The sequence below is a fragment of the Methylobacterium sp. 142-1Y genome (assembly GCF_057747795.1).
The window spans coordinates 5046775-5068854 of sequence record NZ_CM173224.1 but is presented as its reverse complement, the minus strand read 5'-3'; the positions used below and the strand labels follow the sequence as shown (position 1 = coordinate 5068854).

Here is a 22080-nt window from a genome sequence, read left to right as displayed (position 1 = left end):
GTGGGAGAGGGGTAGGGGTGAGGGTGGCGCGCTTCCGTGTAAAGCTGAGAGCGTCAAGCTGCTCAGCTCGACACTTCAGGATCATTGCGGAACCCGAGCCACCCTCACCCCCCGGTCCCTCTCCCACACGGGAGAGGGGAGATGCGCTTTATCTTTCTTCGAATGGATCAAGCGGACATCGTATGGGGGTGCTGCCTCACACCTTCTCCAGTGCCATCTCCAGGAAGCCCAGCGCGTCCTCGACGGCGCAGCGCCGGACCTCGGAGCGGCCGAGATCGCCGTAGCGGCGCTCGATGTGCCGGGTCGCCCGGCCGGCGGCGACGAGGCCGAAATGGACGAGACCCACGGGCTTCGTCGGTGTGGAACCACTCGGACCGGCGATGCCCGTGATGGCGAGCGCCACGTCGGCACGGGAATGGGCGAGCGCCCCTTCGGCCATCGCCCGCGCCACGGGCTCGCTCACCGCGCCGTGGGCCGAGATCAGGTTGAAGTCGACGCCGAGGATCTCGGCCTTGGCTTCGTTGGAATAGGTGACGAAGCCGCGCTCCACCACCAGGGAGGAGCCCGCCACCTCGGTGAGCAGGGCGGCGACGAGGCCGCCGGTGCAGGATTCGGCGGTGACGAGGCGGGCCTGGCGCTCGCGATAGGCGGCGATCAGCACGCTCGCCCGGGTGACGAGGGCGGCATCGAACATCACGCGCGCGCCTCCGGCAGGCGGATGGTCGCGGCGGCCTGGGCCGCCAGGCCCTCGGCCCGGCCGACGAAGCCGAGCTTTTCCGTCGTCGTCGCCTTGATCGAGACCGCCGAGAGCGGCACGCCTGCGATCTCGGCGATCCGGGTGCGGATCGCCTCGCGATGGGCGCCGATCCGTGGCGCCTCGGCGAGCACCGTGATGTCGAGGTGGTCGATCACCCCGCCGCGCTCGGTCACCCGCCGCACCGCATCGGCGAGGAACTGGTCGGAGGAGGCGCCGCGCCAGCGCGGGTCGCTCGGCGGGAAATGCACGCCGATATCGCCGTCGGCGAGCGCGCCGAGGATCGCGTCGGTCAGCGCGTGCAGCACCACGTCGCCGTCGGAATGGGCGAGCACGCCGCGATCGGCCGGGATGCGCACGCCGCCGAGCCACACATGGTCGCCCTCCGTGAAGGCGTGCACGTCGAAGCCGGTGCCGAGGCGGGTCAGGAGGGTCATGGCGGGATCGCTCTCGGAGGGAGACGTGAAGGCGCGGTCGGCCTCGACGAGGTCGGCGGCCTGGGTGATCTTGCGGTTGCGCAGGTCTCCGGGGAAGACCGCCACCGGCAGGCCGGCCCATTCGGCGAGCGCGCCGTCATCGGTGAAGCCGTCGAGCCCCTCCGCCGCCGCGCGCCCATGTGCCTCGTGGAGAAGGGCGAACCGGAACGCCTGCGGGGTCTGCACCGCGCGCAAATCCTCGCGCTTCGGCGTCTCGCGCACCCGGCCGTCCGGCTCGACCACCTTGATCGTGTCGCTCACCGGTACGCCCGGCACGGCGGCGCCGTGGCTCTCGGCCGCCGCGATCGCCCGGTCGATCAGGCCTGCATCGACGAAGGGACGGGCCGCGTCGTGCACCAGCACCAGGTCGGGGGCACCCTCCCGGGCGAGCGCCGCGAGCCCGGCCCGCACGGAGGCCTGCCGGGTGGCGCCGCCCTCGGTCGGCCGCGCGAGCTTGGCCTGGGCCGCCAGGGGAAGGTCGCCCACACACTCGTCGTAGAAGGCGGCGGCATCCGGGGCGATCACCACCTGGATCCGCGCGAGGCCCGGATGGGCGGCGAGCGCCGCCAGGGTCCGGGTCAGGACCGCCTGGCCGCCGACGCGGCGATATTGCTTGGGCGTGTCGCCGCCGACGCGGATGCCGCGCCCCGCGGCGACGACCACCGCGGCGATCTGGGGAAATGTCAAAGAGGTCGCTCCCGGGATTGCCCGCTCATTAGCCGGGGCGGTCCGTCGAGGCAAATGCACCAGGGGAAGGGGAGTGCCGCGTCGGAAGAAAACCGGATCCGGGCGGGTTCTTTCGGAGCGATCCGGTCGTTGCTCCCACGTTGGTCGCAGGGCTGTCCGGGAGGAGGAGAAGGCGCGGGTTTCCCCCTCTCCCCGCGGGCGGGGAGAGGGCCGTGTCTCCGTTCAGGAGACATGGCAAGCGGAGGCGCAAGCCGGAGCGAGGGTGAGGGGGTGTTTCCGGAGGAGCCTCACTCGTCGAACCCCCCTCACCCTCGCCCTTCGGGCTCGCCGCGCCCCCTGAACGGCGGCACGGCCCTCTCCCCGCCCGCGGGGAGAGGGGGGGTCCCGCGCCATTCTTGTTTCCGGACCGCCTTGCGACGGTCAGAATCCGGGATTGCGCACGGTGCGGGACCGGCTCGGGTCCGGCCGCCATCCCGCAACGCAGCAAAGTCCGGGCGCCGCCGCTTCCATTCCGCCGTGATGCCCCCTTATCCTGCCCGGCACAGGCGCGAGCCGCCGCGGAACGCCACCGCGCACGGACCGGCGGCTCAAGGCCGGGGTCACTCACCACCCATTTCGCAGGCAATTCGGGGATCGAAGCCCGAACGCGCTTGCGTACGACCAGGTTTTGGCTATTTGCTGTGCACAATGACGACTGACCATTATTTGAGCGCATGGGCCCCGGGGGCCGGGCCGGCAGCGCTGCCAAGAGGACCCCTGTCCGCAGGGGCAACGCGCGCGCGCGGGGCGCTGCTGGCACCCCTGTCCGGCGTGACCGACCTGCACATGCGCCGCATCGCCCGCCGGTTGGGGGCCACCGCGACCGTGTCCGAGATGGTGGCGGCGGAGGATTTCGCCCGCGGCACCGAGGAGGCGCGCCTGCGGGCCGAGGGCGAGGGCGTGCTTCCCCACATCGTCCAGCTCGCCGGCTGCGACCCGGGCTGGATGGCGGAGGGCGCGCGGCTTGCCGAGGCGAACGGCGCCGACGTGATCGACGTCAACATGGGCTGCCCGGCGAAAGCCGTGACCGGCGGCCAGGCCGGCTCGGCCCTGATGCGCGACCTCGACCATGCCGAGCGCCTGCTCGCGGCGGTGCGCGAGGCGGTGTCGGTGCCGGTCACCGTCAAGATGCGGCTCGGCTGGGATGACGCCACCCGCAACGCCCCGGACCTGGCGCGCCGGGCCGAACGGCTCGGCTACGCCGCCGTCACGGTGCATGGCCGCACCCGGCAGCAATTCTATACCGGCCGGGCCGACTGGGCGGCGATCCGTGCGGTCCGCGACGCGGTGGCGATCCCGGTCGTCGCCAACGGCGACGTCGCGAGCCTCGCCGATGCCCGGGCCTGCCTGGCCGCGTCGGGCGCCGACGCGGTGATGATCGGCCGGGCGGCGGTCGGGCGGCCCTGGCTCGTCGCGGCCATCGCGGCGGGGCTCACCGGCGAGACGGTCGCCGAGCCCGACGCCGCGGCAAAGGCGGAGCTCGCCGCCGAGCATTACGAGGGGCTGCTCGCGCTCTACGGCGCCCGGATGGGCGTGCGCCACGCTCGCAAGCACCTCGCGGCCTATGCCGACCATGCCGGCGGGCTCGAAGCACCCGAGCGGACCCGGCTCGTCACCACCACCGACCCGGACGAGGCCGCGCGGCTGCTGCGGCGCGCCTTCGACGCACCGGCCGCACGGTTCGCATCGCGGGCCGCACGGCCTGAGCATCAGGCCGCATGAGGATGAGCGATGCGCCAGCCCCCCTTGCCGCCCGCACCCGGAAGGCCTCGTTCATGAGCGACCCGACGAGCGAGATGATCATCAACGCCCTGCCGCTGCCCGTCCTGACCATCGGCCCGGACGAGCGGATCATGCAGGTCAACATGGCGGCGGAGCACTTCTTCGACTATTCGCGCCGGATGATGCAGCGCCAGCGCCTGCGCGACATCATCCCGTTCTCCTCGCCGATCATCGCGCTGGTGAACGAGGTGCGCCGCCGCCGGGCCAGCGTCAGCGAATACCGGGTGGAACTGGCCTCGCCGCGCACCGGCGTCGAGCGCAGCGTCGACGTGTTCGCGACCCATCTCGACGACGACCTCGTGGTGCTGATGCTCCAGGAGCGCACCATCGCCGACAAGATGAACCGCCAGCTCACCCATCGCGGCGCCGCCCGCTCGATGGTGGCGCTCGGCGCGATGCTCGCCCACGAGATCAAGAACCCGCTCGCCGGCATCCGCGGCGCGGCCCAGCTCCTCGAACAATCGGCCGCCGAGGACGATCGCCTCCTGACCCGGCTGATCTGCGACGAATCCGACCGGATCGTGCGCATCGTCGAGCGGATGGAACTCTTCGGCGACGAGCGCCCGGTCGAGCGCGGCCCGGTCAACGTCCACGGCGTCCTCGACCAGGTGAAGCGCTCGGCCCAGTCGGGCTTTGCTCGCCACATCCGCTTCGTCGAGAATTACGATCCCTCGCTGCCGCCGGTGCTCGGCAATCGCGACCAGCTGATCCAGGTCATCCTCAACCTCGTCAAGAACGCGGCGGAAGCGATCGGCGCCGACGCGGTCGACGGCGAGATCATCCTGTCGACCGCCTTCAGGACGGGGCTTCGCCTCCAGGTGCCGGGCTCGCGCGAGCGGGTCAGCCTGCCGATCGAGGTGGCGGTGCGCGACAACGGACCCGGCGTCACCGCCGAGCTCCTGCCGGACCTGTTCGACCCCTTCGTCACCACCAAGGCGCAGGGGTCCGGCCTCGGCCTCGCGCTGGTGGCCAAGATCGTCGGCGACCATGGCGGCATCGTCGAGTGCGACCCCGCCCCCCGCCGCACCACCTTCCGCGTCCTCCTGCCGATGTCGCATGCCCGCGACGGGCGCGAATCCTCCGCCGAGACCGAGTGAGCGCCATGCCGAACGGACACATCATCGTGGCGGACGACGACGCCGCCATCCGCACCGTGCTCAACCAGGCGCTGTCGCGCGCCGGCTACGAGGTCCGCTCGACCGGCAACGCCGCCACCCTGTGGCGCTGGGTGGCGCAAGGGGAGGGCGACCTCGTCATCACCGACGTGGTGATGCCCGACGAGAACGCCTTCGACCTGCTGCCGCGGATCAAGCGGGTGCGGCCGGACCTGCCGATCATCGTGATGAGCGCGCAGAACACCTTCATGACGGCGATCCGCGCCTCCGAGCGCGGCGCCTACGAGTATCTCCCCAAGCCCTTCGACCTGAAGGAGCTGACGGCGATCGTCGGCCGCGCCCTGTCGCGCCCGCGCGGCGCCGCTTCCCCGGGCGCCCCGCCGGAGAACGAGGACATCCCGCTCGTCGGCCGCTCGCCGGCGATGCAGGAGATCTACCGCTCGCTGGCCCGCCTCATGCCGACCGACCTCACGGTGATGATCACCGGCGAATCCGGCACCGGCAAGGAACTGGTGGCGCGGGCTCTCCACGATTACGGCCGGCGCCGCTCGGGCCCGTTCGTGCCGGTCAACATGGCGGCGATCCCCCGCGACCTCATCGAATCCGAGTTGTTCGGCCACGAGAAGGGGGCGTTCACGGGCGCCACCGCGCGCTCGGCCGGCCGGTTCGAGCAGGCCGAGGGCGGGACGCTCTTCCTCGACGAGATCGGCGACATGCCGATGGAGGCCCAGACCCGGCTGCTGCGGGTGCTCCAGCAGGGCGAGTACACCACCGTCGGCGGCCGGGTGCCGATCAAGACCAACGTCCGCATCATCGCGGCGACCAACAAGGACCTGCGGGTCTCGATCCAGCAGGGGATCTTTCGCGAGGACCTGTTCTTCCGCCTCAACGTCGTGCCGTTGCGCCTGCCGGCCCTGCGCGAGCGCTCCGAGGACGTGCCGGACCTGGTGCGCCACTTCTTCGTGCTGGTCGAGCGCGAGGGCCTGACGCGCAAGCAGCTCGACGGCGACGCGATGGAGAAGCTCAAGCGCTACCGCTGGCCCGGCAACGTGCGCGAGCTCGAGAACCTGGTGCGGCGCCTCGCGGCGCTCTACCCGCAGGAGACGATCACCGGCCCGGTGATCGAGGCCGAGCTCGACACCCTGCCGCTCGCCGCCCCCGCGCAAGCCGGGAGCCGCAAGGGCGGGGCGGAAGCCGAGGGCCTGTCGGCGGCGGTGGAGCGGCACCTGTCGGAGTATTTCTCCAATTACCGGGACACGCTGCCGCCGCCCGGCCTCTACCACCGCGTGCTGCGCGAGATCGAGGGACCGCTGATCGGCGCGGCGCTCGCGGCGACCCGCGGCAACCAGATCCGCGCCGCCGAGCTGCTCGGCGTGAACCGCAACACCCTGCGCAAGAAGGTGCGCGACCTCGACCTGCAGGTCTTCCGCACCCCGCGGTGAGGATCGGGCCGGTCGGCGGCCGGCCCTTCCACCGTGGAATTTACGCGGCGTTTCGACGCATCCGGGCGCATCGCCTCTCCTCCGCACCGCCGGGACGGGATAATCCGGCAAAACCGGAGCGGCGGGGACCTGATTTGGCCCGTTTTTGGCTTCACCCCCGTCCGATCCCGGCGCACTGCGAATTCGCGCTGCGACACCGTCGGCGCGGGCCTGACCATGATCTCGTTTCGACGCCGCGCCGTGAAGCCGCGTCGTCGCGGCGAAACGACCGCACAACCTTAAGTCGAATAACCTGTCTTCGTCGCCGGAACACTTCGCATCGTCTGGCGAAGACATCACGGCATCGCGGGACAGAATAGGTGCGACAGACATCGTGGCGCCCCCTCGCGGTTTCGACAGGTCCGGCCCCGCCGCGGCGGCCGATGGATTCGGGCCCGGATTGGACTTTCTGGGGTGGCTCGACGATCCCGCAACGTATCGGATCGTTGTTTTTATCAATTCTTAAGTGAAAGACGGACCGGCCCGCACATCCGTCGACTGCTTTGCCCCACACCCTCGATTGTCCCGGCAAACCCATGGCGGAAAAGGACTTTTCCGCCATGGTCGTCTTCCAGCGGTGCTCCGCGGCGCGGCGCGGTCGGCGGCGCCGGTCAGGTCGTCTGACCTTTGGAAAAGCGGCAGAGATAATCCAGTGCCGTCTCTTGTGTTGATCGCGACACCTTGCAGTTGACGGAGACTGGCGTAACATCCATCACCTCGGACGGGGGCCCGCACTTCTCGAGGACCGCAATGAGTTCAGTTGACCACGACGAAACGCCTCAGATGATCGGCCTGGTGTCCGACATTGTCTCGGCCTACGTGTCGAACAACAGCGTGCCGGTGGGCGAGCTGTCGAGCCTGATCCGCAGCGTCCACGAGGCGATGGCCCGGCTCGGCTCGGCCGCCCCGGCGGAGCCCGAGCGGCTGACCCCGCCGGTGCCGATCAAGAAGACCGTCACGCCCGACTACCTGATCAGCCTGGAGGACGGGCGCCGGTACCGGACGCTGAAGCGCCACCTCGCCGGCCGCGGTCTCACTCCGGAGGCCTACCGCCAGAAGTGGGGCCTGCCGCCGGACTACCCGATGGTCGCCGCCAACTACGCCGCGCAACGCTCGGAGCTCGCCAAGAGCATCGGGCTGGGCCAGAAGCCGGTGGTCCGCCGCCCACGACCGGACCGGGCCGCCTGACGCGCGCCATCGGCCACGGGCCGGACGGCGCGGCCGCCGGCTCCGATTGTCGCCGCGCCGGCATCCGTATTAATTTCGCCACACTGTAGTGGCCTTGCACCACGGATGCTGTTCACACGTCGCCCCCGGGCTCCAGCGCCCCCCTCCGGCGCGGCCGGCCACACCGCCCGGGCGCTCCCGCCCGGGTCGATTCAGGACGCCGCGCCGCGGGGTCCGGGCTGGTTCGGTGCGCTCGCGGTCATTGTCGCCCTGGCGCTGGCGCTCGCCACCTTCCTGATCCTGGTCGGCGCCACCGCGATCGCGCCGACCCACACGGTGGTGGTGGCCTTGCTGCTCAGCAACGTCGCCCTGGTGCTGCTGCTCGTCGTGGTGATCGCCTGGGAGGCGCGGGTCTTCCTGCGCGCCCGGCAGACCAACGCCGCCGCCGCCCGGCTCCACACCCGCATCGTCGGCCTGTTCAGCCTGATCGCGACCCTGCCGACGGTGCTGCTCGCCGTGGTGGCGTCGATCACGCTCGAGCGCGGCCTGTCGCCCTGGTTCTCCGACCGGATGCGCAACGTCGTGCTGATGTCGGTCGACGTGGCCGACGCCTACCTGACCAACCAGTGCCAGAGCCTCGCCCGCGAGGCCCGCATCCTCTCCGACGACCTCACCCGGGCGCGCCCCGCCTTCGACGTCGAGCGGGCCTGGTTCGAGAGCTTCCTCACGGCGCGGGCCGCCTCGCTCGGCCTGCCGATCGCCCGGATCATGCGCTCGCCGACCGAGACCGTGGCGCGGGCCAATATCGACATCCTCAAGGACCCGCCGCTGCCCTCGGCCAGCGACTTCGAGGAAGCGTCGAAATCCGCCGACGCCACCTGCCTGCTGCCGCGGGAGGGGCGGGTCTTCGGCACGCTGATGCGGCTGCCGGCCTACGACGACGCCTTCCTGCTGGTCGAGCGCGAGGTGACGCGGCTCGCGGTCGAGTTCCCGGGCGTGTCGCGGGCCGCCGCGACCGAGTTCCTGACCATCGATGCCGGGCGGCGCAGCGTGCAGATCGCCTTTGCGACGATGTTCGCGCTGATCGCGCTCATCGCGCTCCTCTCGGCGGTGTGGTTCGGGCTCAACTTCGCCAATCGCTTCGTGGCGCCGATCCGCCGGCTGATCAACGCCGCCGACCAGGTCGCGTCCGGCAACTACTACGCCCAGGTCCCGTTCCGGAAGACGGAGGGCGACCTGCAGCACCTGGGCGAGAGCTTCAACAAGATGACCCAGGAGCTGAGCCGCCAGCGCACCACCCTGATCGAGCAGAGCGAGCAGATCGACAGCCGCCGCCGCTTCACCGAGGCGGTGCTGGCCGGGGTGCCGGCCGGCGTCATCGGCGTCGACGGACGCGGGATCATCACCATCGCCAATCCGTCGGTGGAACGCATGCTCGGGCGCTCCGTCGCCGACCTCGTCGGCCAGCCCCTGGAAGTGGTGATGCCGGAGCTCGGCGGCCTGCCGGGGGATTCCCGCGCCCGCCCGACCCAGCAGCAGATCCAGATCGCCCGCAACGGCCGCGAGCGCACCATCGACGTGCGGACCACCAGCGAGCAGTCGCAGGACGGCGACCGGGGCTACGTCGTCACGCTGGACGACATCACCGACCTCGTCACGGCGCAGCGCACCTCGGCCTGGGCCGACGTCGCCCGCCGCATCGCCCACGAGATCAAGAACCCGCTGACCCCGATCCAGCTCTCGGCCGAGCGCATCCGGCGCAAGTACGGGAAGGCGATCACCGCCGACAAGGAAATCTTCGAACAGTGCGTCGCCACGATCGTGCGCCAGGTCGACGACATCAAGCGGATGGTGGACGAGTTCTCGTCCTTCGCCCGGATGCCGAAGCCCGCGATCGCCCGCAACGACCTGACCGAGATCGTCAAGCAGAACCTGTTCATGATGCGGGTGGCCCATCCCGACGTGACCTTCACGCTGGAGGAGGGCGAGGCCCGGGTCAGCGCCGCCTTCGACACCAGGCTCCTGTCGCAGGCGATCACCAACATCCTCAAGAACGCCGTCGAGGCGGTGCAGGCGGTGCCGGAAGAGACCCGGGGCGAGAGCCTGGTCGCGGTCCGCCTCTACGAGGAGGGCGAGGCCGCGGTGATCGAGATCACCGATACCGGCAAGGGATTCCCGCAGGAAGGGCGCCAGCGGCTGCTCGAACCCTATATGACCACCCGCGAGGGGGGCACGGGCCTCGGATTGGCGATCGTGAGCAAGGTCTTGGAAGAGCACGGCGGCGGCATCGAGCTGAACGACAACCCGCGCGGGCGCGGCGGGCAGGTGCGGATGCGGGTCCTGCGCGAGATGCGGCGCGACGAGCCGCCGGCAGGCGGCGGGACCCCGGCCCGGCCCGCGCGGTCTCCGGAGACGTCGCCGGAGCCCGCTGCGTGACGCGGGCCCGCCCTTGCCGGGAGCGGCGCCCTTCGAATTGCCGTCTTCATCACAGCCATTTTCGATACAGCACGGGGTGCCGCGGGGCCGTCAGGACCGCCGCCCACGCCGCGGGGAGGCCCTGAGCCATGAGCGCCGACATTCTGATCGTCGATGACGAGGCCGACATCCGCGAGCTCGTCGCCGGCATCCTCGACGACGAGGGCCACCGCACCCGCACCGCCGGCTCCTCCGACGAGGCGCTGGCGGCGATCGAGGCGCGCCGCCCGCACCTCGTCTTCCTCGACATCTGGCTCCAGGGCTCGCGCCTCGACGGGCTCCAGGTGCTCGACGTGATCAAGGCCCAGGCCCCGGACCTGCCGGTGGTGATGATCTCGGGCCACGGCAACATCGAGACCGCGGTCTCGGCGATCAAGGCGGGCGCCTACGACTTCATCGAGAAGCCGTTCAAGGCCGACCGGCTGATCCTGGTTGCCGAGCGGGCGCTGGAGGCCTCGCGCCTCAAGCGCGAGGTGCGCGACCTCAAGGCGCGGTCGGGCCAGGCGAGCCGCATCGTCGGCGCCTCGGTGGCGGCCAACCAGCTGCGCCAGACCGTCGAGCGCGTCGCGCCCACCAACGCCCGGGTGATGATCTCGGGCGCGCCGGGCTCGGGCAAGGAACTCTCGGCCCGCACCATCCACGCCGCCTCGTCGCGAGCCAACGGGCCCTTCGTGGTGATCAACGCCGCGACGATCACCCCCGACACGATGGAGGCCGAGCTGTTCGGCGTCGAGGCGGCCGACGGCAAGCCGCGCCGGGTCGGCGCGCTGGAAGAAGCCCATGGCGGCAGCCTCTACATCGACGAGGTCGCGGACATGCCCCGCGAGACCCAGAACCGCATCCTGCGGGTCCTCGTCGACCAGAACTTCCAGCGCGTCGGCGGCACCACCCGGGTCCATGTCGACGTGCGGATCATCTCGTCGTCGTCGCGCGATCTCGCGGAGGAAATCGCCGGCGGGCGCTTCCGCGAGGACCTGTTCCATCGCCTGAGCGTGGTACCGATCCGGGTGCCCTCGCTCGCCGAGCGGCGCGAGGACGTGCCGGAGCTGATCACGTTCTTCATGGAGCAGATCTCGGGCGCCACCGGCCTGCCGCAACGGCGCATCGCCGCCGACGCCATGGCGGTGCTGCAATCGCACGACTGGCCCGGCAACGTGCGCCAGCTGCGCAACAACGTCGAGCGGCTGATGATCCTGACGCAAGGAGACCCCGAGACCGAGGTGACGACCGAGATGCTGCCGAGCGAGGTCGGCGCGCTCGTACCCACTACCCCGAGCGGCGCCGGCGGCGAGAAGCTGATGAGCCTGGCGCTCCGCGAGGCCCGCGAGATCTTCGAGCGCGAATACCTGGTGGCCCAGATCGCCCGCTTCTCCGGCAACATCTCCCGCACCGCCGAGTTCATCGGCATGGAGCGCTCGGCCCTGCACCGGAAGCTCAAGTCGCTGGGCATCGGTGCCTGACGAGGATGACGACCCGCTCGATCCCACATTTGTGAGTGCCAAGCTCGGGTCCTTCTGCTAGGGCGGCCTGTGGCCGGGGCGCGACAGGATCGCGAGCACGAGCCGGATGCGGCAGGTTCGGTGGCCGGGGACTTCCCCTGCGGCCAGTCTGCACTTGCGCCCGGACGAGCTTCACCGTGTAATGGAGCGGCCGGCTCCCGGGGCGGCGCGCCGCGCCTCCCGCATAACGACAACACGGACCGACCCGTCGACAGGACTGGCAGCGGGTTCAAAGGACAAGAAGAATGGCGGGCGAACGCGCTCAGAATCTGCAGGACACCTTCCTCAACCACGTTCGCAAGAACAAGATTCCGCTGACGATCTTTTTGGTCAACGGTGTGAAGTTGCAGGGTGTCGTGACTTGGTTCGACAACTTCTGCGTGCTGCTGCGGCGCGACGGCCACTCGCAGCTGGTCTACAAGCACGCGATCTCGACGATCATGCCCGGCCATCCGGTGCAGCTGTTCGAGCAGGGCGAGGAGGGGGCCGAGAAGGCCTAATACCCCAGGCCTGGTCTCCCAGGCCCGATCCCCTGAAGGCCTGATCCCATTCCGAGGAAAAGGCGCGAGCGGCGCGGCTCCCGAGGGCCCCGCAAGACGCGTCCATGCCAGTGTCCAGGCCGCATCGTGCGGCCTGTTTTTTGTCAGACGGACCCTCCCTGCAAGAAGTCCGCGGATCCCGGGCCGCGGAGACGCCCTGCCGCTTGATTCTCGCGGCCCCTCATCCAACCTCTATCCGATGGACTCCCGACCGACGCGGGAGCGACCGGAGACACGATGGAACCGCGGATACCGGGCGAGATCCGCCTGCAAGGCCAGGCCGAGCCGGAGGCCGCGATCGCGGCCGAGACCCGCACGCTGGTGATCGGCCCCTACCCGACGAGGCGCGACGCCCACGGTGAGCCGCGCCCGGCTCTCGCCCGCCTCGACGAGGCGGTGGGGCTGGCCGCCGCGATCGAGCTCGACGTGGCCGACAAGCTCCTCGTCACGATCCAGCAGATCCGGCCCTCGACCTATCTCGGCAAGGGAAGGGTGGAGGAGATCGGCGGGCGCATCGAGGCCGAGGGCATCCGCCTCGTGGTGATGGATTGCGCGCTCTCGCCGGTGCAGCAGCGCAACCTGGAAAAGGCCTGGGGCGTCAAGGTCATCGACCGGACCGGCCTGATCCTGGAGATCTTCGGGCGGCGCGCCTCGACCCGCGAGGGCACGCTCCAGGTCGAGCATGCGCATCTCGCCTACCAGCGCAGCCGCCTCGTTCGGTCCTGGACCCACCTCGAGCGCCAGCGCGGCGGCTTCGGCTTCCTCGGCGGCCCGGGCGAGACCCAGATCGAGGCCGACCGGCGGATGATCCAGGAGCGGATGACCCGGATCGAGCGCGATCTGGAAACCGTCACCCGCACCCGCGGCCTGCACCGCCGCTCCCGGCGCCGGGTGCCTTACCCGATCGTGGCGCTGGTCGGCTATACCAATGCCGGCAAGTCGACCCTGTTCAACCGCCTGACCCGGGCCGAGGTGCTGGCGGAGAACATGCTGTTCGCCACCCTCGACCCGACGGCGCGCGCCATCAAGCTGCCGCACGGCGAGACCGCGATCCTGTCCGACACCGTCGGCTTCATCTCCGACCTGCCGACCATGCTGATCGCCGCCTTCCGGGCGACTTTGGAGGACGTGATCGAGGCCGACATCCTGCTCCACGTCCGCGACATCGCCCACGAGGATGCGGAGGCGCAAGGCGCCGACGTGGCGCAGGTGCTCGCCGAACTCGGCATCGAGCCCGATGCCGACCGCATCATCGAGGTCTGGAACAAGGCCGACCTCCTCGACGAGGCGGAGCGCGAGCGCCTGATGAACCTGAGCCGGCCGAACGGCGCCAAGGGCTCCGGGCCGGTCCTGCTCTCGGCGCTGACCGGCGAGGGCATCGACCGCCTGATGAGCCGGATCGAGGCCCGGATCGCGGCGGCCCGCACGAGCTTCGCGGTGATCCTGGAGCCGGCGCAAGGCGCGGAGCTGCACTGGCTCTACGAGAATGCCGAGGTGCTCGACCGCCGCGAGGATGCCGAGGGCGCGATGCATCTCGTCGTCCGGGTCGCGCCGGAGAAGGAGCCGCGGTTCCTCAACCGGTTCGGGGCGGCGCGGCGGTTGAAGGGGAGTGGGTGAGGCGCCCTTGGGCATCGCCGCACGAATACATTGATTTTGATCCGCAATAATAACGACAAGTCGAGTGCGGCGAAACCTTCGCGCCCATGCCGATCCACCGCCTCGCCATCTCCGGCTACCGCTCCTTGCGCGACATCGTGCTCGGCCTCGACCGGCTGACCGTGGTGACGGGGGCCAATGGCAGCGGCAAGTCGAGCCTCTACCGTGCCCTTCGCCTCCTCGCCGAGGTCGCGCAAGGGCGGGCGATCCCGTCCCTCGCCCGGGAGGGGGGCTTCGCCTCGGCGCTGTGGGCCGGGCCGGAGACGTTCGGGCGCCAGGTCCTGTCCGGGGCGCGGCGGGTCGAGGGCACGGTGCGGCGCCATCCGGTCGAGCTGAAGCTCGGCTTCTCCGACGCCGATGTCGGCTACGCCATCGCCCTCGGCCTGCCGGCCACGAGCTTTTCGGGCACGTTCTTTTCCCAGGACCCGGAGATCAAGGCCGAGAGCGTCTGGACCGGGCCGATCGTCGGTCGGGCGAACGTCTTCGCCGAGCGGCGCGGGCCGCTGGTGCGCCTGCGCGACGGGTCCGGCAGCTGGACCGAGGCCCTGCGCGATCTGCCCGCCTTCGACAGCCTGATGACCCACGGCGCCGACCCTCGCGACGCCCTCGACGTGCTGATGCTCCGCGAGCGGATGCGGGCCTGGCGCTTCTACGACCATGTCCGCACCGACCGGGACGCGCCGGCCCGCCGGCCGCAGATCGGCACCCGCACGCCGGTGCTGGCCGCCGACGGCGCCGACGTCGCGGCGGCGATCCGGACGATCATCGAGATCGGCGACCGGGACGCCCTCGACGCCACCATCGCCGAGGCGTTCCCGGGGGCGACGGTGTCGGTGGCGGCGAGCGAGGGCCAGTTCTCGCTCGAACTCGGCCAGCACGGGCTGCTGCGCCCCTTGCGCGGGCCCGAGCTCTCGGACGGGACCCTGCGCTACATCCTGCTCGCCGCAGCCCTCCTGTCGCCGCGCCCGCCCGAGCTGATGGTGCTCAACGAACCCGAGACCAGCCTGCATGCCGACCTGCTGGCGCCGCTGGCCGCGCTGATCGCGCGGGCGGCGCAAGCCACGCAGGTCCTGGTGGTGTCGCACGCCGCCGCCCTGGTGGCGGCCCTGGAGCGGCAGGGCGCGGCCCGCATCACCCTGGACAAGCGTCTCGGCGAGACCCTGGCGCCGGACCACGACCCGCCATCCTGGACCTGGCCGAAACGATAGACGCCCGGGTCATGCCGCGGCGAAGCGGCGCCCGCGCAGATGCCCGATGAAGCGGCGCCGGACCAGGAGCAGGGCGCCGGAGACGGCGAGGCAATAGACCCCCATCCCGGTGACGATGCCGGCGAACGGCACCCCGGCATCGATGAGCAGGCCCGACAGGAACGGGCCGAGCGCCGTGCCGAGCACCATGATCGCCACGATGGTACCGCGGATCGCCCCGAGATGGCGGGTGCCGTAGACCTCCGGCCAGAGGGCGCCGAACAGGGTGAGCGAGATCCCGTCGGTGACGCCGTAGAGCAGCATGAAGGCGAAGGCGGCTGAACGAGCCGAGACCCCGCCGAGGATCAGGCAGGCGAGGCCGAACGGCACCAGGTAGAGGGGCAGCAAAGCCAGGGCGGAGAACCGGTCGACGAGGCGGCCGGCCACGAGCAGGACGACGAAGGTCGCGGCCGCATAGGGCGGGAAGGCGGCGGCGAGCAACTCCGGCGGCCAGCCCCGGCTCTCGGCCAGATGCACTTGGTGGAAGAAGATGGTGTTGCTGATGAAGGAGGGCGGCAGCATCGCCAGCAGCAACAGGTACAGGAACGGGTCGGCGAGGGCTTGCGCCCGGGTCGCCCCCTCGGCCGGGCCGGCGCGGGTCGTCTCCTCCGGCACCCGCTCGCGCGCCACGAGATGGCGGGCCAGCGGCAGGGCGACGAGGACCAGGAGCCCGGCGATGCCGAGCCAGGCGCCGCGCCAGCCGAGGACACCGGCTGCCGCGACGAAGCCGAGGGGCAGGCAGGCCTGGCCGGCATTGAGCCCGAGCGCCGCGAGCGACACCGCCCGGCCGCGCTCCGCCGAGAACCAGCGTCCGAGCAGCGTGTAGGCGGTCTGGAGCATCAGCCCCTGGCCGGCGAGGCGGAGCAGGAACAGGCTCGAGGCCAGCACGCCCAGGTTCGGCGACAGGCCGAGGCCGGCGGCGCCCATGGCCAGGAGGCTGCCTGCGAGGCTTACCACCCGCGTCGCCGGCCAGCGGTCGATGAGCCCGCCGAGACCGGCGAGCGCCAGGGCCGAGGCCAGGGTGACGCCGGCATGGAGCGCCCCGAACGCCCCGTCCGACAGCCCGAACTCCCGCCGGATCGCCCCGCTCGACAAGGCAACCACGAAGGTCTGGCCGAAGCAGCCGCAGAACAGGAGCAGGAACCCGGCCGCGAGCCAGCGCAGGTTGGCCGTGAGGAAGGGGGGCATGGGGTGGGAGGTAGCGGAGGGGCGGGACCGCGGCAACGACGATCTCCCGGAAGGACGACAGACTATGCGACTCTGTCGACAGTGCAGAATCAGCGCATTCTTCTCCGCCTCTCCGTGTCATTCCGGGGCCGCGCCAGCGGAGCCCGGAATCCAGAACCGCGGGTGATCCAGAAAGAAGCGGCCAGCGTTCCGCTTAGTTCTATTCCACCTGAGTGTCTGGATTCCGGGCTCCGCTGGCGCGGCCCCGGAATGACATGGTCGGTTTCAAACATGTCGGCGGCGATCGACCGGACAGGCCGGAAACGCGGCGCGCGGCCCGGGCCATCCCCGGGCCGCGCGCCCATCTCTCACTGCGAACGACGACCGAACGAGATCGCGTAGGCCTGGACCCGGGCGTCGATCAGCGGGTCGTCCGAGACCTCGACGCCGTCCGGCAGGTTGTTGGGCATGAACAGCAGCGCCTTCTCGGCGGTCTGGCTGTCGGGCACCGCCTTGGTCAGCGTCAGGGTGCCGAGATCGACGAAGCGGCGGTCCTCCGGCCAGGGCACCGTCGCGTCCTTGGTCGAATCGCCGGGTTGGGCGATCTGCGCCTCGATCCGGAAGGCGACCGGCGCCTTGGCGAGGTGGGCCGGCATCTCCTCGACGAGGTAGTTCGGGCCCTTGGCCTTGGCCTCGTCGGCGCTCAGGATCTCCTCGCCGGCCACCGGCACGATGCGGTAGCGGAAGGGGGTGCGCTTGCCGGCGGCGTCGACCAGCACGAAGGCGTTGACGCCGTTATAGACCTGGCGGCCGAAGCTCGACGGGGTCCGGGCGCTGGCGAGCGCCTTCGGGGCGGCCGGATGCGCCGCCATGAACTGCTCGACCGGGGTCGGCTTCGGTGCGTCGGGGCCGCTCCTGGTGATCGCCACCAGGAGATCGCGGAACTCCTCGCCGGTCGCGACGGGGAAGAACTTCAGCGAGTTGGTGACGACGTCCATCTCGGAGCCGTCGGCGGGCTTGAACTTGATCGACAGGCCGTGCGGGTTGGCCTGGGGCGCGCCGTCGGGGATCTCCGGCAGGCCGGTCGCGTCGGAGAAGCGCACGGTCACCGGCACGGCGGCGCCGGAGAACACGCCCGCCTTGCTCAGGGTCCTGGCGTCCTTCGACGGGGTGAAGCTGCCCTCCACCACCACGCCCTTGGCGTGGTTCGAGCGCTTGCCAGGATGGTCGCCGAAGATCTTGGTCATCGCCGCGATGGTCTGCTCGGCGGTGGACGAGGCATCCTGAGCGAGAGCAGGCGCGGCGGCGAGGATCAGCGCGGCACCGAGCAGCGTGCGCCGGAGGGTGGCGTGGGTCATGGTCGGTCATCCCTGCACAGGGCCGAGTCGGCCCGGCGCGACATGACCCGACGATTCGATTGCGCGCAAGCGATTGCCGATCAAAAATTCGTCAGGTTCCGGACTGGCAGGTTCCGGACTGGCATGCGGATCACAGCCGCTTGTGCATGAAGGTGCAGGGCTCCCGCTCGCCCGTCGGCGAGCAGGCGTAGTCCGGCACCGTGCCGGTGACGGCGTAGCCCAGCGCGCGGTAGAGCGCCTCGCCGGCATCACCGGCCCGGGTGTCGAGGATCAGGAGCGAGCGCCCCTCGGCGGCGGCGACGGCTTCCGCTTCCCGCATCAGTGCCCGGCCGAGGCCGCGGCGGCGCGCCTCCGGATGGACCAGCACCTTGGTGATCTCGGCCCGGTGGCGGCCGTTCGGCGGCGAGGCGAGGCCGACCTGGGTGCAGCCGAGGATGCGCCCGTCGTGGCGGGCCACCAGCAGCCGGCGCGCCCCGCTCCGCAGGGCCGGTAGCCCGTCGCGCCAGAAGTCTTGCGCCTCGGACAGGGTGAAGGGGAGCACGAAGCCGATGCTGGCCCCGTCGAGGACGCAAGCCAGGAGCAGGGCGGCCAGCTCGGGCAGGGCGGCTTCCGCTTCCTCGGGGGAGAGGGTGTCGATCGTCGTCATGGTGGGTCTCACGGCCGGCAGATCGCGATGAGGTAGCGGGCCTCCGGGCCCGGGCAGGTGAAGCGGGAGGCGCCGGCGAGCTGGTAGCGCAGGCAATCCCCCGGCGAGAGGGCGTGGGTCACGCCGTCGAGGGTGAGGTCGAGCCGGCCCTCCAGCATCCAGAGGTGATGCTCCAGGCCGCCGACCGGCGGCGCGGCATAGGCAATCGTCGCCCCCTCCGGCAGGGTGCCGAGGACGAGCTCCGCCGAGAAGCCACGCGCCGGGGGCGAGACGAGGCGGCGGCGAAACCCCGTCTCGGGATCGACCCAGACGCTTTGCTCGGCGTGGCGCACGACCCGAGCCGGGTCGGCCTCGATCTCGGCGAGCAGCCGCGACATCGGCCGGCCATAGACGGTGCAGAGCCGGCCGAGCAGCGAGGCGGTCGGGCTGGTCTCGGCGCGCTCCAGCCGCGACAGGGTCGCCCGGCTGATGCCGCTCGTCGCCGCGAGGGTGTCGAGGGACAGGCCGTGCTCCTGGCGTAAGGCAGCGAGCCGGGCGGCGAGGCGCAGGTCGATGTCCGAGGCCTGGGGGTCGGGCAAGGAATCGGGCACGAGATCATCTCTCATGAATGAGAAATTCTCTCACATTCGAACGACGGTCAAGCCCGGCGGCCGTCTCTCCGTCGGGGGTCTTCCGCCCGTCGCACCGACGCTCCTCGAACCCACTTCGTCATCCCGGGGCCGCGCAGCGGAACCCGGGATCCATGAACGCCGACGGTGCGGGATGAGGCGGAACGCCGACCGCCTCGTCCGGAATCGTCAGCGGTCATGGATTCCGGGTTCCTGCCTGCGGCGGGCCCCAGGATGACGCGGAGGGCGTGATGTCCGACGGTCCGGCGTGGCCGCCTCACTTCATATATCGGGTGCGCTCAGCGCTCCCGCCGCTTCACCGCCACCCAGGCCTCCTCCATCGCGGCAAGGCCGGCGTCTTTCAGGGGGCGGCCGTCCTTCGTCACCTCCGCCTCCATGGCGGAAAAGCGGCGCTGGAATTTCAGGTTGGCCCGCCGCAAAGCCTCTTCCGGATCGACGCCGGCATGGCGGGCGAGGTTGGCGACCGAGAACAGCAAATCGCCGATCTCCTCGGCCACCGCCTCCGGGCCTTCCCCGGCCAGCGCCTGCACGACCTCGTCGGTCTCCTCGCGCACCTTGGCGACGACCTCGGCGGCGTCCGGCCAGTCGAAGCCGACGGCGGCGGCCTTGCGCGAGATCTTCTCGGCCCGGGCGAGGGCGGGCAGCGCCAGGGGCACGCCGGAGAGCGTCCCCTGCGGAGCCGGGCTCCCCTTCGCCGCCTGCTGCTTCGCCGCTTGTTCTTCGGCCTTGATCGCCGCCCATTGGGCGTTCACCGCGGCCTGATCGAGACCGCGGACCTCGCCGAAGATGTGGGGGTGGCGGCGCACCATCTTGTCGGCGATGGCGGTGGCCACGTCGTCGAAGGCGAAGATGCCGGCCTCCTCGGCGATCCGGGACTGGAACACGACCTGGAACAGGAGGTCGCCGAGCTCGTCGCGCAACTCCTCCGGATCTCCGCTCTCCACCGCCTCGGCGACCTCGTAGGCCTCCTCGATCGTGTAGGGGACGATGCTGGCATGGGTCTGCGCCAGGTCCCAGGGACAGCCGCCCTCCGGGTCGCGCAAAGCGGCCATGATCCCGAGGAGCCGTGCGATCGGGGTGGTGCTCATCGTCGCTCACGCCATCCGCCCGCGCCGCATCCGGCGGCGCCGTCAGCCTGCTCATAGGGGTCCCGACGCGCCCGGGGAAGCCGCCGACGGGCAGGGCAGGGGCCTGATATTCCTCGCTTATTCCGTAAATTCCACCTCTCGCGGGATTGTATCCAATCCGCGCCGAAGGCGCGTCATGGCGTTCTTCAAAACGAACCCTGTCTCGGGCCTATAGGTGACTTATCAGTCATGGATTCTCAGAGAGTCAGTTATGTGGATTATATGGAGGGACGAATTCTGATGCTCCGACAAGGGCTTGCGGGGTGGTTGCGCATACGGCTCTGCGCAAGGACGCATCGGACTCTGCGTGGTGGCGCATCGGACTCTGCGGGGATTCCGGGGGTTCGCGCATTGGATTCGGCGTGGCTGCGCATCGGATTCGGCGTCGGGCGCTCTCCGAGCCCTCGGAAACCGGCCGGTTTCGCGGTGGTCTCGCGTATCGAACTCTGCGCGAGCGGCGGTCTCCGGATCCGGCCCCGTATCGAACTCTGCGCGGGCCCGCCCACCGCCCATCCACCGGCTTGCCCCAGGCGCGGCCACAACCCCGTCCCGGCCGGGCCCACAGGGCCGTGCACAGGCCGCCCACAGGGCGCGGGAGTGGCTAAGGGGAAGGGGGCAGGGGGCAGGGGGCAAGGGGAAGGGGGCACGGGGCAGCGCCACCGGGAAACCCGGCCGGCGGCTCCCGGTGGAGGTCCCTCGGGCCTCCCGGAGGGTCGGAGGGACCGCGCGGCGGGCGGGCCGCCGGAATCCGCGCGGGATAACGGGGACGAGTCGTGGGAATCTTGGGATAACCCGCCCCCACCCCCGGAATCCCGGGATCGGAATCGTGCATGAAGGTTTGGCCCATCACCGGCGGGGAGCGCCGTCCAGCGTCAGGCAAGTTTCGGCAGCATGAGCATCGAGGCCAAGATCGCGGCGATCCACGACGAGGACCTCCTGGCCGAGCTGGAAGCGGCCCGGGGCGGGTTCCTGTTCGCGGTCATCGTCGAGCACATCGCCCACCGCCAGGCCCTGCGCGACGCCGAGCGGGCGGAGACCGGCCGCCAGCAGGACGCCCGCGCCGCGATGGGGCGCGACCAGCGCCGGCGCGACGCGGTCCGGATGGTGATCGAGGCCGAGCCCGTCACCCCGGACACGATCCAGCACATCCATTCCGTCCTGGCGCTCTGCGGCCTGCCCTACCGCGACCCCGGCGAGGAACGGGAGTTCTTCCGGGAATACGGCCGCAACACGCTCAGCATCCTCGCCGGCCGCCTGAAGAACCCGACGACCGGCCAGATGGAGCTGCAAGGCTTGCCCTACGGCCCGAAGGCCCGGCTGGTGCTGCTGCATCTCTGCACCGAGGCGGTGCGCCAGCGCAGCCCGACGGTGGAGGTCGCCGACAGCCTGTCGGGCTTCATGCGCGAGATGGGCTTTGCCGTCACTGGCGGCGAGCGCGGCACGATCCGGCAGTTCAAGGAGCAGCTGCATCGCCTGGCCGCCTGCACGATGCAGATCGGCCTGTGGGACGGGCAGTCGCGCTCCTCGACCATCACCATGCCGCCCTTCCGCCAGCTCGACCTCTGGCGCTCGAGCGGCCAGGACGGCATCGCCTGGTCGAAGACGGTGCAGTTCCACCAGGACTTCTACGACAACCTGATCCAGCACGCCCTGCCGGTCGACATCCGCGCCGCCCGCGCCTTCTCGGGCTCGGCGCGCAAGCTCGATCTCCTGTTCTGGATCGGCTACCGCCTGCGCAGCCTCCAGCGGCCGCTGCGCCTGAGCTGGGACCTCGTCCACAAGCAGTTCGGCGCCGACAACGCCTCGCTGAGGAGCTTCCGCCAGGCGTTCAAGGCCGACCTGGCCCACGTCAAGGAAGTCTTCCCGAAGCTGCCGATCAGCCTCGACGAGGCCGGCCTGCAGCTGATGCCGACCGATCCCGGCTCCCTCCTGGTGCCGCCGAAGCCCGCCCGCCGCAAGGCCGCGGCCGCGCGGGCCGGGGCCGCCTGAGGGGAGGGGGCAGCGTTCCGGGATGCGGGGCAGACGCCGAGAGCCTGCTTGCTTCATCAGGCCAGTGAGCTGGCACATACGCCTCCATATCTATGCGTCATCCTGGGGCTCGCCGCAGGCGAGAACCCGGGATCCATAACCGCTGACGCATCAGGATAGGACGGCGAGCGTTCCGCTCCATCGGCGTCGTGGGCGCTCGTGAATTCCACACCCTCTGCGCGGTCCGGTGATGGCGACGAAGGAAATG

Annotated in this window: 17 protein-coding genes; 10 read left to right on the top strand and 7 right to left on the bottom strand. The window is 70.8% G+C overall.

What is annotated here, in order from left to right:
- Nucleotides 1-196: 196 nt before the first annotated feature.
- Together AC3AOF_RS23325 and AC3AOF_RS23320 are read right to left on the bottom strand one after the other, a co-directional pair.
- Nucleotides 197-697 carry a CinA family protein gene (locus AC3AOF_RS23325; RefSeq protein ID WP_236988661.1) on the bottom strand — a complete coding sequence of 167 codons (501 nt, stop codon included), beginning with the start codon at nt 695-697 and terminating at the stop codon, nt 197-199.
- On the bottom strand, nt 694-1917 hold the full coding sequence (locus AC3AOF_RS23320; RefSeq protein WP_442919235.1) for a bifunctional 2-C-methyl-D-erythritol 4-phosphate cytidylyltransferase/2-C-methyl-D-erythritol 2,4-cyclodiphosphate synthase: 1224 nt from the start codon (nt 1915-1917) through the stop codon (nt 694-696). The genes AC3AOF_RS23325 and AC3AOF_RS23320 overlap by 4 nt, the downstream gene beginning before the upstream one ends.
- Nucleotides 1918-2604: 687 nt before the next feature.
- Here AC3AOF_RS23320 and dusB point away from each other — a divergent pair.
- The 9 genes from dusB (at nt 2605) to AC3AOF_RS23275 (ending at nt 14878) form a co-directional block, all read left to right on the top strand.
- Nucleotides 2605-3678 carry a tRNA dihydrouridine synthase DusB gene (dusB, locus tag AC3AOF_RS23315; protein ID WP_488346646.1) on the top strand — a complete coding sequence of 358 codons (1074 nt, stop codon included), beginning with the start codon at nt 2605-2607 and terminating at the stop codon, nt 3676-3678.
- Nucleotides 3675-4835 carry a two-component system sensor histidine kinase NtrB gene (locus tag AC3AOF_RS23310; protein WP_442919236.1) on the top strand — a complete coding sequence of 387 codons (1161 nt, stop codon included), beginning with the start codon at nt 3675-3677 and terminating at the stop codon, nt 4833-4835. Before dusB ends, AC3AOF_RS23310 begins: the two co-directional genes overlap by 4 nt.
- 5 nt (nt 4836-4840) lie before the next feature.
- Nucleotides 4841-6295 carry a nitrogen regulation protein NR(I) gene (gene ntrC / locus AC3AOF_RS23305; protein ID WP_236988664.1) on the top strand — a complete coding sequence of 485 codons (1455 nt, stop codon included), beginning with the start codon at nt 4841-4843 and terminating at the stop codon, nt 6293-6295.
- 789 nt (nt 6296-7084) lie between these two features.
- Complete coding sequence (locus AC3AOF_RS23300; protein ID WP_236988665.1) at nt 7085-7522, top strand: Ros/MucR family transcriptional regulator; 438 nt, start codon at nt 7085-7087, stop codon at nt 7520-7522.
- Nucleotides 7523-7627: 105 nt separating this feature from the next.
- Nucleotides 7628-9937, top strand: coding sequence for a sensor histidine kinase (locus tag AC3AOF_RS23295; RefSeq protein ID WP_488346645.1), 2310 nt, complete (start codon nt 7628-7630; stop codon nt 9935-9937).
- 128 nt (nt 9938-10065) lie between these two features.
- Nucleotides 10066-11436, top strand: coding sequence for a nitrogen assimilation response regulator NtrX (gene ntrX, locus AC3AOF_RS23290; RefSeq protein ID WP_236988667.1), 1371 nt, complete (start codon nt 10066-10068; stop codon nt 11434-11436).
- Nucleotides 11437-11720: 284 nt separating this feature from the next.
- Nucleotides 11721-11975 (top strand): RNA chaperone Hfq, encoded by a 255-nt coding sequence (hfq, locus tag AC3AOF_RS23285; RefSeq protein ID WP_048429571.1) that lies wholly within the window; start codon nt 11721-11723, stop codon nt 11973-11975.
- A 276-nt stretch (nt 11976-12251) separates the two neighbouring features.
- Nucleotides 12252-13631 (top strand): GTPase HflX, encoded by a 1380-nt coding sequence (hflX, locus tag AC3AOF_RS23280; protein WP_488346644.1) that lies wholly within the window; start codon nt 12252-12254, stop codon nt 13629-13631.
- 86 nt (nt 13632-13717) lie between these two features.
- On the top strand, nt 13718-14878 hold the full coding sequence (locus AC3AOF_RS23275; protein ID WP_488346643.1) for an AAA family ATPase: 1161 nt from the start codon (nt 13718-13720) through the stop codon (nt 14876-14878).
- A gap of 9 nt (nt 14879-14887) precedes the next feature.
- Here AC3AOF_RS23275 and AC3AOF_RS23270 read toward each other — a convergent pair whose 3' ends face one another.
- From AC3AOF_RS23270 to mazG, 5 genes are all read right to left on the bottom strand, one after another.
- Nucleotides 14888-16105, bottom strand: a complete 1218-nt coding sequence (locus AC3AOF_RS23270) for an MFS transporter (RefSeq protein WP_488346642.1) — start codon at nt 16103-16105, stop codon at nt 14888-14890.
- Nucleotides 16106-16452: 347 nt separating this feature from the next.
- The gene (locus AC3AOF_RS23265; RefSeq protein WP_236988671.1) at nt 16453-17442 is read right to left on the bottom strand and encodes a catalase family peroxidase; all 990 of its coding nucleotides are present in this window, start codon (nt 17440-17442) and stop codon (nt 16453-16455) included.
- Between the two features lie 130 nt (nt 17443-17572).
- Nucleotides 17573-18088, bottom strand: a complete 516-nt coding sequence (locus AC3AOF_RS23260; protein ID WP_488346641.1) for a GNAT family N-acetyltransferase — start codon at nt 18086-18088, stop codon at nt 17573-17575.
- 8 nt (nt 18089-18096) lie between these two features.
- Entirely contained in the window at nt 18097-18693 is a 597-nt protein-coding gene (locus tag AC3AOF_RS23255; protein ID WP_488346640.1) for a helix-turn-helix domain-containing protein, read from the bottom strand.
- A 302-nt stretch (nt 18694-18995) separates the two neighbouring features.
- Entirely contained in the window at nt 18996-19805 is an 810-nt protein-coding gene (gene mazG / locus AC3AOF_RS23250; protein WP_488346639.1) for a nucleoside triphosphate pyrophosphohydrolase, read from the bottom strand.
- 930 nt (nt 19806-20735) lie between these two features.
- On the opposite strand from mazG, the gene AC3AOF_RS23245 reads away from it, so the two are divergent.
- Entirely contained in the window at nt 20736-21833 is a 1098-nt protein-coding gene (locus AC3AOF_RS23245; protein ID WP_488346638.1) for a replication protein RepA, read from the top strand.
- Nucleotides 21834-22080: the final 247 nt, after the last annotated feature.

Bases quoted from the DNA above. Each gene is read 5' to 3' on its own strand.
- dusB (WP_488346646.1), top strand. From the start codon at position 2,605: ATGACGACTGACCATTATTTGAGCGCATGGGCCCCGGGGGCCGGGCCG.
- AC3AOF_RS23310 (WP_442919236.1), top strand. From the start codon at position 3,675: ATGAGGATGAGCGATGCGCCAGCCCCCCTTGCCGCCCGCACCCGGAAG.
- ntrC (WP_236988664.1), top strand. From the start codon at position 4,841: ATGCCGAACGGACACATCATCGTGGCGGACGACGACGCCGCCATCCGC.
- AC3AOF_RS23300 (WP_236988665.1), top strand. From the start codon at position 7,085: ATGAGTTCAGTTGACCACGACGAAACGCCTCAGATGATCGGCCTGGTG.
- AC3AOF_RS23295 (WP_488346645.1), top strand. From the start codon at position 7,628: ATGCTGTTCACACGTCGCCCCCGGGCTCCAGCGCCCCCCTCCGGCGCG.
- ntrX (WP_236988667.1), top strand. From the start codon at position 10,066: ATGAGCGCCGACATTCTGATCGTCGATGACGAGGCCGACATCCGCGAG.
- hfq (WP_048429571.1), top strand. From the start codon at position 11,721: ATGGCGGGCGAACGCGCTCAGAATCTGCAGGACACCTTCCTCAACCAC.
- hflX (WP_488346644.1), top strand. From the start codon at position 12,252: ATGGAACCGCGGATACCGGGCGAGATCCGCCTGCAAGGCCAGGCCGAG.
- AC3AOF_RS23275 (WP_488346643.1), top strand. From the start codon at position 13,718: ATGCCGATCCACCGCCTCGCCATCTCCGGCTACCGCTCCTTGCGCGAC.
- AC3AOF_RS23270 (WP_488346642.1), bottom strand. From the start codon at position 16,105: ATGCCCCCCTTCCTCACGGCCAACCTGCGCTGGCTCGCGGCCGGGTTC.
- AC3AOF_RS23265 (WP_236988671.1), bottom strand. From the start codon at position 17,442: ATGACCCACGCCACCCTCCGGCGCACGCTGCTCGGTGCCGCGCTGATC.
- AC3AOF_RS23260 (WP_488346641.1), bottom strand. From the start codon at position 18,088: ATGACGACGATCGACACCCTCTCCCCCGAGGAAGCGGAAGCCGCCCTG.
- AC3AOF_RS23255 (WP_488346640.1), bottom strand. From the start codon at position 18,693: ATGAGAGATGATCTCGTGCCCGATTCCTTGCCCGACCCCCAGGCCTCG.
- mazG (WP_488346639.1), bottom strand. From the start codon at position 19,805: ATGAGCACCACCCCGATCGCACGGCTCCTCGGGATCATGGCCGCTTTG.
- AC3AOF_RS23245 (WP_488346638.1), top strand. From the start codon at position 20,736: ATGAGCATCGAGGCCAAGATCGCGGCGATCCACGACGAGGACCTCCTG.